At 61.1% G+C, this 11,915-nt stretch carries 10 protein-coding genes; 1 reads left to right on the top strand and 9 read right to left on the bottom strand.

Annotated features, from left to right (window positions below):
* The first annotated feature begins 79 nt into the window (after positions 1-79).
* On the top strand, positions 80-940 hold the full coding sequence (locus J5M57_RS20755; RefSeq protein WP_169842436.1) for a MurR/RpiR family transcriptional regulator: 861 nt from the start codon (positions 80-82) through the stop codon (positions 938-940).
* Positions 941-1,147: 207 nt separating this feature from the next.
* Here J5M57_RS20755 and J5M57_RS20750 read toward each other — a convergent pair whose 3' ends face one another.
* The 9 genes from J5M57_RS20750 to J5M57_RS20710 form a co-directional block, all read right to left on the bottom strand.
* Positions 1,148-2,002 carry a D-hexose-6-phosphate mutarotase gene (locus J5M57_RS20750; RefSeq protein WP_064588877.1) on the bottom strand — a complete coding sequence of 285 codons (855 nt, stop codon included), beginning with the start codon at positions 2,000-2,002 and terminating at the stop codon, positions 1,148-1,150.
* Positions 2,003-2,115: 113 nt separating this feature from the next.
* Complete coding sequence (locus J5M57_RS20745) at positions 2,116-3,465, bottom strand: carbohydrate porin (RefSeq protein WP_169842247.1); 1,350 nt, start codon at positions 3,463-3,465, stop codon at positions 2,116-2,118.
* A 139-nt stretch (positions 3,466-3,604) separates the two neighbouring features.
* On the bottom strand, positions 3,605-4,765 hold the full coding sequence (gene ugpC, locus J5M57_RS20740; protein ID WP_207850054.1) for a sn-glycerol-3-phosphate ABC transporter ATP-binding protein UgpC: 1,161 nt from the start codon (positions 4,763-4,765) through the stop codon (positions 3,605-3,607).
* A 2-nt stretch (positions 4,766-4,767) separates the two neighbouring features.
* The gene (locus J5M57_RS20735) at positions 4,768-5,613 is read right to left on the bottom strand and encodes a carbohydrate ABC transporter permease (RefSeq protein WP_047599569.1); all 846 of its coding nucleotides are present in this window, start codon (positions 5,611-5,613) and stop codon (positions 4,768-4,770) included.
* A complete protein-coding gene (locus tag J5M57_RS20730; RefSeq protein ID WP_007917874.1) occupies positions 5,606-6,514 on the bottom strand; it encodes a sugar ABC transporter permease in 909 nt (302 codons plus the stop codon). Before J5M57_RS20730 ends, J5M57_RS20735 begins: the two co-directional genes overlap by 8 nt.
* A gap of 114 nt (positions 6,515-6,628) precedes the next feature.
* Positions 6,629-7,930 carry an ABC transporter substrate-binding protein gene (locus J5M57_RS20725; RefSeq protein WP_064588880.1) on the bottom strand — a complete coding sequence of 434 codons (1,302 nt, stop codon included), beginning with the start codon at positions 7,928-7,930 and terminating at the stop codon, positions 6,629-6,631.
* A 118-nt stretch (positions 7,931-8,048) separates the two neighbouring features.
* Positions 8,049-9,308: an AGE family epimerase/isomerase gene (locus J5M57_RS20720; protein ID WP_207850053.1), complete on the bottom strand. Its 1,260-nt coding sequence runs from the start codon at positions 9,306-9,308 to the stop codon at positions 8,049-8,051.
* A gap of 220 nt (positions 9,309-9,528) precedes the next feature.
* Entirely contained in the window at positions 9,529-10,998 is a 1,470-nt protein-coding gene (locus J5M57_RS20715) for an ATP-binding protein (protein WP_169842251.1), read from the bottom strand.
* The gene (locus tag J5M57_RS20710) at positions 10,988-11,719 is read right to left on the bottom strand and encodes a response regulator transcription factor (RefSeq protein ID WP_025112821.1); all 732 of its coding nucleotides are present in this window, start codon (positions 11,717-11,719) and stop codon (positions 10,988-10,990) included. The genes J5M57_RS20715 and J5M57_RS20710 overlap by 11 nt, the downstream gene beginning before the upstream one ends.
* Between the last annotated feature and the right edge of the window lie 196 nt (positions 11,720-11,915).

The following is an 11,915-nucleotide window of genomic DNA, read 5'->3' as shown; positions in this document are numbered from 1 at the left end:
CACGGGCCATATCAAAGGCCCAATTTGCATAGCCCGGCGCACCTTTGCGCAGGTGAATTAGGAATTCCATATGGACCGCGTGCGAAATTTACTGGAACAGATCCAGAGTCGCCTTGAAGAGCTGAACAAGGCCGAACGCAAAGTCGCCGAGGTGATCCTGCTCAACCCACAGCAGGCCACTCGCTTCAGCATCGCCGCCCTCGCCCAGGCGGCGTCGGTGAGCGAGCCGACGGTCAACCGTTTCTGCCGCTCGTTCGGTGTCAGCGGCTACCCTGAGCTCAAGCTGCAACTGGCGCAGAGCCTGGCCAGTGGCGCGGCGTATGTCAGCCGCGCGGTAGAGGCCGACGACAACCCCGAGGCGTACACGCAGAAGATTTTCGGCAGCGCCATCGCCTCGCTGGACAGCGCTTGCCAGGCACTCGATCCGAACCTGATCAGCCGCGCCGTCGACCTGTTGATTCAGGCGCGGCAGATCCACTTCTTCGGCCTCGGCGCTTCGGCACCGGTGGCGCTGGATGCGCAGCACAAGTTCTTCCGTTTCAACCTGGCGGTCACCGCGCATGCCGATGTGCTGATGCAGCGGATGATTGCGTCGGTGGCGCACACCGGCGAGCTGTTCGTGATCATTTCCTACACCGGCCGCACCCGCGAACTGGTGGAAGTGGCGCGCATCGCCCGGGAGAACGGCGCTTCGGTGCTGGGCCTGACCGCCGAGAATTCGCCGCTGGCCAAGGCCAGCACCTTGAGCCTGAACATTCCGCTGCCGGAAGACACCGACATCTATATGCCGATGACTTCGCGGATCATTCAGTTGACCGTGCTGGATGTGTTGGCAACCGGCATGACCCTGCGCCGCGGGGTGGATTTCCAGCCGCATCTGCGCAAGATCAAGGAGAGCTTGAATGCGAGCCGGTATCCGGTTGGGGATGAATTCAACTAAAGATCAAAAGCCCCTCACCCCAGCCCTCTCCCCGAGGGAGAGGGGGGCCGACCGAGGGGTCTTGCGCGGTACATCGACCTGAAATATCCAGTCGATCATGGATTCGGAACTGCACTTTCACGTCGGCGTAACTCTTGAGCATCCCCCATTCGGTCCCCTCTCCCTCTGGGAGAGGGCTAGGGTGAGGGTATCGGTGTACTTGACGCACTAAGCCGCCGCCCACGCCTGCAAACTCAAATGCGCCTTCTCCCCCGGCGCCAGATGCAGGCTGTCCGTCCCGCCCGCCGCCGCTTCGACACAGACAAACTCGGTCACTTCATCCCAGCTCACGCCCAGCAACGGCCGTGAACCCGGGTGCCAGACCACGGTGTCGGCACTGTCGCCGGTATCGATGCACAGCTCGCGCTGCCAGGCGTGATCCTTGAGCTGCAATTCGCCGTCGTGCTGGAACACCCGCTGACAACCGCCATCGACGCGCAACTCGCCTTCCTGCTGGCAGGACTGGCGGCTCAACTGGTCGTAACCCTGCGCACCTTCCAGCCCAGACAGCGCTATCTCACCGACATCGCCAATACGCCAGTAAGCGTGCAAAGCCTGGCTCAACTGGCACGGCATGTCGTCCTGATGCTCGGTGCTCAGACGCAATTCCATACGCTCGCCCAGGTGCGCATGCAGGTCCGCCTGCCAGTCGCACAACTGCAACTGCCAATGCAGGCGCACGCCGTCGTCGGCACTGCTGCTGTCGATCAATTTCCAGTCGAGCAGCCGCGCCCACCCATGGGACGGCCAGGCGTTTTCACTCGGATGACGGCCATACCACGGCCAGCACACCGGCACGCCACCGCGAATGGCGCCAACGTGCGGCCACTTCGCCGCGCACCACAACCACGGTTTCTGCCCGCGTGGCTGAAAGTGCAGCAACTGCGCGCCCTGCCGACTGAACACCGCCTGACACAGCGGATGGTCGATCACCAGCACATCGCGCATCTGATAGCGCTCCCAGGCGAACACCGGTCGTTCGCGCAGGGATTTGAAGAAGCGTTGCAGCGGATGCTCATGCATTGGCCACGGTTCCGAATTCGACTGTCATGGGTTGCGCCACCCTCCAAAAAAAAGCGGACAGCCTGGGCTGTCCGCAAATATGCGCACATAGAGAGGAGCTTATCGCAACAGCGTTAGAACACCGACTGAATTTTCAGGCCGGCGACCAAAGCGTTGTCCACTGCGTCAACGCCACCCGGGTGAGTGATGTATTGCAGGTTAGGACGCACCGTCAGCCAGTTGGTGACGTGGAAGCCGTAGTTGATCTCGTAGTTGTATTCGGTTTCACGAATCGGCGAGAACACCGGATTGTCGTAGTCCGAGACACCGTTGGAAGCATTCAGCAGTTCGGCGTTTTTCTTCACGTCATCGTTGACGTGGATGCGCGCCGCGCCAATGCCGACATCATCCTTCGGACGCGCGTCGAACGGGCCTTTGTAGACAAACATCACCGACTGGTAGTTGTCGATGAAGTTGGTGTCCTTGTCGTGGAACGTGGCGTTGGCCGCAATGTTCAGACCGCGAGACGCATCACCGTTGTGACTGGTGAGTTGCTGCTGCGCGACGAACCAGTAGCCGTGTTTGCTGCTGTGGGTCTTGTACGCATCGCCAGTTTTTGCCGCGTCGAGACCGTTGACGTCTTCACGGACGTCGCTGGCATCAGCGGTGCTCTTGTAGTAACCGACGCGGTATTCGCCCGGCAGGCTGTTGACCTTCGGCGACCAGACCAATTCAACCGGCAGAACAGTACCGGCGGTGCCGCTGCCACTGAGCTTGAAGCCGTTGCCGTGTTCCAGCTGCGACGGGTTCTGGTTGTACGCACCGATCTGCGCGTAGAGCTCGTCGTTGATGTTGTACTTGACGCGGATCGCGGCCTGGCTGACGGGCCAGTTGTACCAGATGTTGGTCGCCCAGTTACCCACCTGCGAGCCGCAGAACGCCAGGTTCTGGAAGTCGCACGGGAAGGTGTTGAAGTCTTCGCCTTCGCCGAAGTAACCGGCCTTGACGTCGAGCTTGTTGTCGAAGAACTGGTGCTGAATCCACAACTGGGTCAGACGCACCATGTGGCCACGACCGTAGACTTCCTGCGAGGACGACAGGGTGCCGGCACGCGGATCGCCCACACGATCGTTGGAGATGTTGTAACCGTTACGGTTGGTCAACTGGATCTTGGCCTGAGTGTTGTCCCAGCCCCACAGTTTTTGCAGATCAAGTGCCACGCCCAGACCGAACTGGTCAGCGTAACGCGCAGTCTTGTCGTCGTTGTAGCCGCCATGCAGGTTGCCACCGACTTCCCCAACGTAGTCAGCCTTGATGTCGATACCTTGCTCGATCAGCTTGGTCCGCTCGCCACCCCAGTCGCCGGTCATCCATTTCGAATCGGAGCTGAATGCATCGGCAGCCATTGCATTGCCGGCCAGCACCAATGCCGCCGCAGCTGACACTTGGCAGATCAACCGGGCATTGACGTGTTTCTTTTTCATCCCTACATCCTCGTCTTTATTGTTATTAACTGTTTTTTTCCAACGTGGTTTACATAATTTGCGATGGACTACAGGCAACCCACCGCGTGCTCCTTTTGGAATCCAGCTCCCACATGACTGCATTCCAGCATTTATCTGTTTACCGGCCTTTGAACTGCGCCACGTTCGCAGACCGCGCATCGGTCTGCGGTTGCCCGGCAACGCCCAGACGCTCGCCAGTCTTGGCATCGAACAACAACACTTTTGACGGATCGAATTGCAGGGTCAGGGTCTCGCCCACCTGCGGCGCCACGTCCGGTGCCAGGCGGCAGCAGACCTTGGTGTCATTCAGGTTGACGAACACCAGCGTGTCCGGACCGGTCGGCTCGGTGACCTGCACTTCGGCCTTGATGCTCGGCAGACCATTGCCATCGCCGCTCGCCAGAACAATCTGTTCAGGGCGCAGGCCGAGGATCACTTCGCGATCTTCCAGCCCGGCGTCCTGCATGCTCATCGGCAGCTCGCAGCGAGCCTGACCGCTGTCGAGCAGTGCCAGCAGACGACCGTCCTTGCGTTGCAGACGCAGCGGGATGAAGTTCATCGGCGGCGAACCGATGAAGCTCGCCACGAACAGGTTGGCCGGATCGTTGTAGATCTCTTTCGGCGTGCCGAACTGCTGGATGATCCCGTCCTTCATCACCGCCACTTTGTCGCCCAGGGTCATCGCTTCGATCTGGTCGTGGGTCACGTAGACCGTGGTGGTTTTCAGGCGCTGGTGCATCAGTTTCATTTCGGTGCGCATCTCGACGCGCAGCTTGGCATCGAGGTTGGACAGCGGTTCGTCGAACAGGTAGATCTTTGGCCGCCGCGCCAGGGCCCGGCCCATCGCCACACGCTGTTGCTGACCACCGGAGAGCTGGCCCGGCTTGCGGTTGAGCAGGTGTTCGATCTGCAACAGCTTGGCCACGCGTGCGACTTCTTCGTCGATCGCCGACTGCGGCATCTTGCGGATCTTCAGACCGAACTCGATGTTCTCGCGCACGCTCATGGTCGGGTACAGCGCGTAGGACTGGAACACCATGGCGATGTCGCGATCCTTCGGGCTCATGCCGCTGACGTCCTGGTCGCCGATCATGATCGCGCCACCGGTGATGGTCTCGAGGCCGGCGATGCAGTTCATCAGGGTCGACTTGCCGCAGCCCGACGGGCCGACCAGGATCAGGAACTCACCGTCCTTGATCGACAGTTCGATGTTCTTCAGGGTGTCCGGCAGGCCGGCACCGTAGGTCTTGTTGACGTTGCGAAGTTCGAGCGTTGCCATGATTACCCCTTGACTGCGCCGGCCGTCAGCCCGCGCACGAAATACTTGCCTGCGACCACATAGACCAGCAGGGTCGGCAGCCCGGCGATCATCGCCGCTGCCATATCAACGTTGTATTCCTTGGCCCCGGTGCTGGTGTTGACCAGGTTGTTCAGCGCCACCGTGATCGGTTGCGAATCGCCGCTGGAGAACACCACACCGAACAGGAAGTCGTTCCAGATCTGGGTGAACTGCCAGATCAGGCAGACCATGATGATCGGGGTCGACATCGGCAGAATGATCCGCCGGAAAATCGTGAAGAAACCCGCGCCATCCAGGCGTGCGGCTTTCACCAACGCATCGGGAATGCTCACGTAGTAGTTACGGAAGAACAGCGTGGTGAACGCCAGACCGTAGACCACGTGGACAAACACCAGGCCGGTGGTGGTGCTCGCCAGGCCCATCTTGCCGAGGGTGAACGAGGCCGGCAGCAGCACGGTCTGGAACGGCAGGAAGCAGCCGAACAGCAGCAGACCGAAGAACAACTGCGAACCGCGGAAGCGCCACATCGACAACACGTAACCGTTCAAAGCGCCAATGGCAGTGGAGATGACCACGGCCGGCACGGTGATCTTGATCGAGTTCCAGAAGTAACCGTCAACGGTGGCCCAGGCCTTGACCCAGCCGATGCCGCTGACCACGGTCGGCCAGCTCAGCAGGTTGCCGGTGCTGATGTCTTCCGGGGTCTTGAAGCTGGTCAGCAGCATCACCACCAGCGGAATCAGGTACAGCAGGACCGCGAGGATCAGCACCGCGTAGATCGCCACGCGACTGAGGCTGAAGGCGGGTTTGGCAGCGAGACTAGTCATTACGCTTGGTCCTCAGCTCGGAGTACAGGTAAGGCACGATGATCGCGAGAATCGCACCGAGCATCAGAATCGCACTGGCCGAGCCCATGCCCATCTGGCCGCGACTGAAGGTGAACGAGTACATGAACATCGCCGGCAGGTCAGAGGAATAACCCGGGCCACCGGCCGTCATCGCCGCGACCAGGTCGAAGCTCTTGATCGCGATGTGCGCGAGGATCATCACCGCACTGAAGAACACCGGGCGCAGGCTTGGCAGCACCACTTTCCAGTAGATGGTCGGCATGCTCGCGCCGTCGATCTGCGCTGCACGGATGATCGATTGATCAACACCGCGCAGGCCGGCGAGGAACATCGCCATGATGAAGCCCGAGGCTTGCCAGACAGCGGCGATCACCAAGCAATAGACCACGCGATCAGGGTCAATCAGCCAGTCCAGACGGAAGCCTTCCCAGCCCCAGTCACGCAACAATTTGTCCAGGCCCATGCCCGGGTTGAGCAGCCATTTCCACGCGGTACCGGTGACGATCATCGAGAGCGCCATCGGGTAGAGGTAAATGGTGCGGATAAAGCCTTCACGACGGATGCGCTGGTCGAGGAACACCGCCAGCAGCACGCCGATCACCAGAGTGATGCCGATGAACATGCCACCGAACACCGCCAGGTTCTTGCTCGCCACCCACCAGCGATCGTTGTCGAACAGCCGTGCGTATTGCGCCAGGCCGGCCCACTTGTAGTTGGGCAGGAACGTCGAGGTGGTGAACGACAGCACGAACGTCCACAGGATGTAGCCATAGAAGCCCACCAGCACGATGAACATGCTCGGCGCCAGCACCAGTTTCGGTAGCCAGCGCTGCAGTGCATCGAACGGCGAGGCTTTGCTGAACACAGCAACAGAACTCATGGGGAAATCCAGTACAGGGAATTAGGATTACAAAGAGGTTCCCTGTGGGAGACCGCCTGTGGTGAGGGGATTCATCCCCTCACCACACAGGCTCACTCCTACAGGGGCCAAGGATTACTTGGCCGACTGAACCGCCGCGCCGAGTTTCTTGGCCGCATCGGCCGGGTCGGCTTTCGGGTCGTTGATGTAGTTGGTCACGACATCAAAGAACGCGCCCTGCACTGCCAGCGTGGTCGCCATGTTGTGCGCCATGCTTGGTTGCAGACCGCCGGACTTGGCGTCAGCCAGGAAGTCCTTGGCAGCGGTTTGCGCGCAGGAGTCAAAGCCGAGCTTTTCCATGTCGTTCAACATGTCGTTGCGAACCGGGATCGAGCCCTTGTTGATGCTGAAGACTTTCTGGAAGTTTTCACCCAGCACGACTTTGGCGATGTCCTGCTGACCGGCAGCAGTGCCTTTGTCTTTCTGCTTGAACACCGCCAGCGAGTCGATGTTGTAGGTGAATGCCTTGTCGGTGCCCGGGAACGCTACGCACTCGTAGTCCTTGCCGGCGACTTTCTTGGCAGCGGTCCATTCGGACTTGGCCCAGTCACCCATGATCTGCATGCCGGCCTTGCCGTTGATGACCTTGGCCGCTTCCAGGTTCCAGTCCTGGCCCTTGCCGTCGGCGTCCATGTAGGTCGCGACTTTCTTCAGCTCGGTCAGCGCCTTGACCATTTCCGGACCGGTCAGCGCTTTGTTGTCCAGCTCGACCAGGGCTTTCTTGTAGCCATCAACGCCCATGACCGAAAGCACCACGGCTTCGAACACGGTGCTGTCCTGCCAAGGCTGACCGCCGTGGGCCAGCGGGATGAAGCCCGCGGCCTTGAGCTTGTCGCCAGCTGCGTAGAATTCTTCGAGGGTGGTCGGGTTCTTGGTGATGCCGGCTTTCTTGAAGACTTCCGGGTTGATCCACAGCCAGTTCACACGGTGAATGTTCACCGGCACGGCCACGTAATCACCGTCGTACTTCACGGTATCGGAGACTTTCTTGTCGAGCAGGCTGTCCCACTTCTCTTCTTTGGCGACGTCCTTCAGAACGTCGGTGTCGAGCAGACCGGTCGACGCCCATTCCTGGATGTCCGGACCTTTGATCTGGGCAACGCCCGGCGGGTTGCCGGCAACGGCACGGCTTTTCAGCACGGTCATGGCCGTGGCACCGCCACCGCCGGCGACAGCGCCGTCTTTCCAGGTGAAACCGTCTTTTTCGACTTGCGCCTTGAGCACATCAACGGCGGCTTTTTCGCCACCGGACGTCCACCAGTGCACGACTTCGACCGAACCTTTGGATTCGGCAGCTGAAACACTGAGAGGCAGAATTGCGAGCGGGAACAGGGAGGCGACAGAAATGACAGTAGCGAGGCGAGAAATCGCATTCATCTGAGATGTACCTTTCTTGTTGTTATGCATGCAAGTCTGGTGCTTGCGCTGCACAGGAGTTTAAACAGGACGTTTCCCCCCGCAGGTAACGAAGGGATGCGCAAATGTCACCACATGGTTACACAGGAACGCTCCGCGACCATTGCGCCAGAGCCGTTGCCATACTGGGTGACAAGGGTAGACGAGGAATCAGCACCGCCTGCCAGGCATGGTACAGGTCGGGTTTGCCCGGCCAGATATCGGCGCTCGGACGGTTTTGCGGATCGAGTTCGTGATGCCAACTGCCATCGCAGCGATCGATGAAATGGTTTTCGCAGAACTCCCAGAACCGTCGGTACCAGGTTTCGTATTGCGCATCGCCGGTACGCTTGAGCAAGGCACTCGCGGCAGCGCTGGCCTCGGCATGGGTCCAGTGCAAGCGATGGCGGACCACGGCTTTGTTGTCCCAGTCGAGGGTGTAGACGATCCCCGGCGCGCCATCGACGTCCCAGCCGTGACGGCAGTTCTGCTCGAAGAGTTTTTGCGCATCGGTCGCCAGCCAGCCAGGCGTGAGCATCCCGGCCTGAACCCGCGCCGCTTCGAGGTGCAGCAACAGCCGCGCCCACTCGAAACCGTGGCCTGGGGTGGTGCCGTAAGGGCGGAAGCCGTCGGCCGGGTTATCGTGGTTGTACTCGCGCTGCGGTTGCCAGTCGCGGTCGAAGTGTTCGATGACCAGGTAACCATTGGCGGCGGCGTGGCCGTGAATCACCCGCTCGACGATGCGTTGCGCACGCACCAGCCAGCGCGGGTCTTCGGTGACATCGGCCAGCGCGAGGAACGCTTCGGTGGCGTGCATGTTGCTGTTGGCGCCGCGATAGGCTTCTTCTTCACGCCAGTCGCGATTGAAGCATTCGCGCATGGCGCCCTCTTCTTCGCTCCAGAAATACGTGTCGATGATGTCGATGGCGTCATCCAGCAATGCCTGGGCACCGGGGCGTTGCGCGACCACCGCAGAACTGGCCGCGAGCGCGACAAAAGCATGCAGATAGGCATTCTTGCCGGTGTTACCATCGCGATGCTCAGCGACCGCAAACCAGCCGCCGTGCAGGGCATCGCGCAATGGCCCGCGCAGGGCTGCGATGCCGTGATCGACCAGTTCGGCAAACCCCGGCAGGCCCTGAATGTGGGCCATGGCGAAGCTGTGGGTCATGCGTGCGGTATTCATGGTTTCGGCGTGCGCGTGCGCCGGCAGACGGCCGCGCTCGTCGAGGTTGCCGAAACCTTCGGGCAGCTTTGAAGCCTTGGCGAATGCCAGCAGGCGCAGACCTTCGTCGGCGAGCCATTGCTGGTGGGCAGGGGCGTTCAGCCAACTGCTGAAGCCTGGGTGAAAGGTGTCCATGGAGTGGCCCTTTTTTGTTGTTATGACTGCGGGCAGTCTAAACAACGGGCCGGGGTGGTCTTGTAACGAAGGGGGCGGGTTTTGTCACCAGCCAGTGACATAGGTCCGAAGTGAAACCTGTGGCGAGGGAGCTTGCTCCCGCTGTGGCGCGACGCGGCACCCAAAAGACGGCCTGCTGCGCAGTCCAGCGGGAGCAAGCTCCCTCGCCACAGGGGTGGTATCAGTCAACACTGCGCGGCAACTGCAACGTCACCCGCAACCCACCCTCACGCAAATTCTGCAACGTCACCTCCCCCCCATGGCTGTGGGCAATGTTGCGCGCAATCCCGAGGCCGAGCCCGTAACCCTGCTGCTGCCCCGCCAAGCGAAAGTGTGGCTCGAACACCTGCTCCAACCGTTGCTCCGGCACACCCGGGCCTTCATCGTCGACGTGCAGGACAAACGCGCGCTCATCGTCGTCGATGTGCAGATGCGCGTTTTGTCCGTACTTCAACGCGTTGTCGATCAGGTTGCCGATGCAGCGTTTCAACGCCAAAGGCTTGCCCGGATACGCCGCCAGTGCCTTGCCTTGCAGGGTCACGCGGCCATTGCCGTTGGGCGCCAGATACGGCTCTACCAGACAGTCGAGCACATGGTTGAGGTCCACCGGCTCGATGTTCTCGTGGATGTCGGTGTCTTTCACGCACTGCAGCGCGCCTTTGACCAGCAGCTCCAGCTCATCCAGATCACGGCCGAACTTGGCTTGCAGCTTCTCGTCTTCGAGCAGTTCGACGCGCAAACGCAGGCGAGTGATCGGCGTGCGCAGGTCATGGGAAATCGCGCTGAACAACTGGCTGCGCTCGGTCAGGTAACGGCTGATGCGCTCGCGCATGGTGTTGAACGCACGGCCCACTTCCACCACTTCACTGCCGCCGCCCTCGGCCACCGGTTCGACGTCGGCACCCAACGACAGATCCCGCGCCGCCCGCGCCAGACGCTTGAGCGGCCGGCTCTGCCAGTGCACCAGCAGGCCGATGAACAACAGCAGAAAGCCGCTGGTGAGGACAATGAACCACACCTGCTGCGCCGGCAGGCCTTGCTCTTCAAGACTGGTGTAGGGCTCGGGCAACAGCGATGCGATGTACAGCCATTCGCCCGGGGCCATTTGAATCTGGGTGACCAGCACCGGCGGGTTCACCGGTTCCAGGGTCAGCGCGTAATGCGCCCAGGAACGTGGCAGTTCGTCGAGTTTCAGTCCGGCGTTGAAGATCCGCAGGTCTTCGGGGCTGACGAAGGTCACCGAGATATCGGCGTCATGGCCCAGCGACTGACGCAGCACCTCGTCCACCGCTTGAATCACCGCGGCCTTGCGCGGAGTAATCGGCAGCACGTCCATGCCCAGCGGCTTGTCGTTGAGCGTGACCACGAAACGGGTGCCGCCCATGCTGCGCAACTGATCGAGCACCAGCGGCCGGTACGCCACCGGCAGTGAACGGAAATAGCTGACGCTGGCGGTCATCGAATGGGCGAGGCTGCGGGCGCTGGTGACCAGACCTTCGAGCTGAGTCGCGCGCAATTGCGAGACCCAGATCACGCTCGACAAGGTCTGCGCGAACAGCACCGCCAACAAGGTCAGCAGGAGCATCCGCCCGAGCAGCGAACGCGGCACCGGCACTTTGCTGGCGAGCCGGCGCAGCGACTCAGTGACCATTGCCGGCAACCACATTGGCTGCCAGTTGGTAGCCACTGCCGCGCACGGTGCGGATCAGGCGTGGCGGTTTCTCGGTGTCGCGCAGGCGCTGGCGCAAGCGGCTGACGGCCATGTCGACGATGCGGTCGAGCGGCATCAGGTCACGGCCACGGGTGGCGTTGCCGATGGTGTCGCGGTCGAGGATTTCCTGGGGATGGTCGAGGAACAGCTTCAGCAGCGCGAAGTCGGCGCCGGAGAGAATCACTTCCTCGCCGTCGGTGTGGAACAGCCGATGGCTGACCATGTCCAGCCGCCACTCGTCGAAGGCCAGCACTTCACTGCCGCTGCGCTCCTGACCGAACTGCGCACGACGCAGCAACGCCTTGATCCGCGCTTGCAGTTCGCGCGGGCTGAAGGGTTTACCGAGGTAGTCGTCAGCGCCAAGCTCCAGACCGATCACCCGGTCGGCTTCGTCGGAACTGGCGGTGAGCATGATGATTGGCACTTGCGCCTGACGCGGATGCTGGCGCACCCAACGACACAGGCTGAAACCGTCCTCGTCGGGCAGCATCACATCGAGGATCACCAGATCGCTGGGCGCCTCGTTGAGGGCCTGGCGGAAACTGGCGCCATCGGCCGTGGCCCGCACCTGAAACCCGGCACGGGTCAGGTAGGTTTCCAGCAACTCGCGTATTTCCTGGTCGTCATCGACCAACAATATCGACTTGTTGACTGAGCTCACTTCGAAGGCATCCTTGTTGTTGGAATTGGGGCGGATTATGCCTGAGCAAAAACAGATGGCGTACGAGCTTTTGTGGCGAGGGAGCTTGCTCCCGCTGGGCTGCGAAGCGGCCCGATGTTCTTTCAATGACATCGAGCTTGCCGAAGTTACGACTGCTGCGCAGTCGAGCGGGAGCAAGCTCCCTCGCCACAGGTGA

Origin of the sequence: Pseudomonas sp. 86_A (assembly GCF_017491705.1) — a bacterium.
In the GTDB taxonomy this organism is placed as follows: Bacteria; Pseudomonadota; Gammaproteobacteria; order Pseudomonadales; family Pseudomonadaceae; genus Aquipseudomonas; species Aquipseudomonas koreensis.
This window is presented reverse-complemented; position numbering and strand designations above follow the sequence as displayed.

Excerpts from the sequence above, each read along its gene's own strand:
- J5M57_RS20735 (WP_047599569.1), bottom strand. The coding sequence starts at position 5,613 with ATGACTAGTCTCGCTGCCAAACCCGCCTTCAGCCTCAGTCGCGTGGCG.
- J5M57_RS20745 (WP_169842247.1), bottom strand. The coding sequence starts at position 3,465 with ATGAAAAAGAAACACGTCAATGCCCGGTTGATCTGCCAAGTGTCAGCT.
- J5M57_RS20730 (WP_007917874.1), bottom strand. The coding sequence starts at position 6,514 with ATGAGTTCTGTTGCTGTGTTCAGCAAAGCCTCGCCGTTCGATGCACTG.
- J5M57_RS20725 (WP_064588880.1), bottom strand. The coding sequence starts at position 7,930 with ATGAATGCGATTTCTCGCCTCGCTACTGTCATTTCTGTCGCCTCCCTG.
- ugpC (WP_207850054.1), bottom strand. The coding sequence starts at position 4,765 with ATGGCAACGCTCGAACTTCGCAACGTCAACAAGACCTACGGTGCCGGC.
- J5M57_RS20750 (WP_064588877.1), bottom strand. The coding sequence starts at position 2,002 with ATGCATGAGCATCCGCTGCAACGCTTCTTCAAATCCCTGCGCGAACGA.
- J5M57_RS20715 (WP_169842251.1), bottom strand. The coding sequence starts at position 10,998 with ATGGTCACTGAGTCGCTGCGCCGGCTCGCCAGCAAAGTGCCGGTGCCG.
- J5M57_RS20720 (WP_207850053.1), bottom strand. The coding sequence starts at position 9,308 with ATGGACACCTTTCACCCAGGCTTCAGCAGTTGGCTGAACGCCCCTGCC.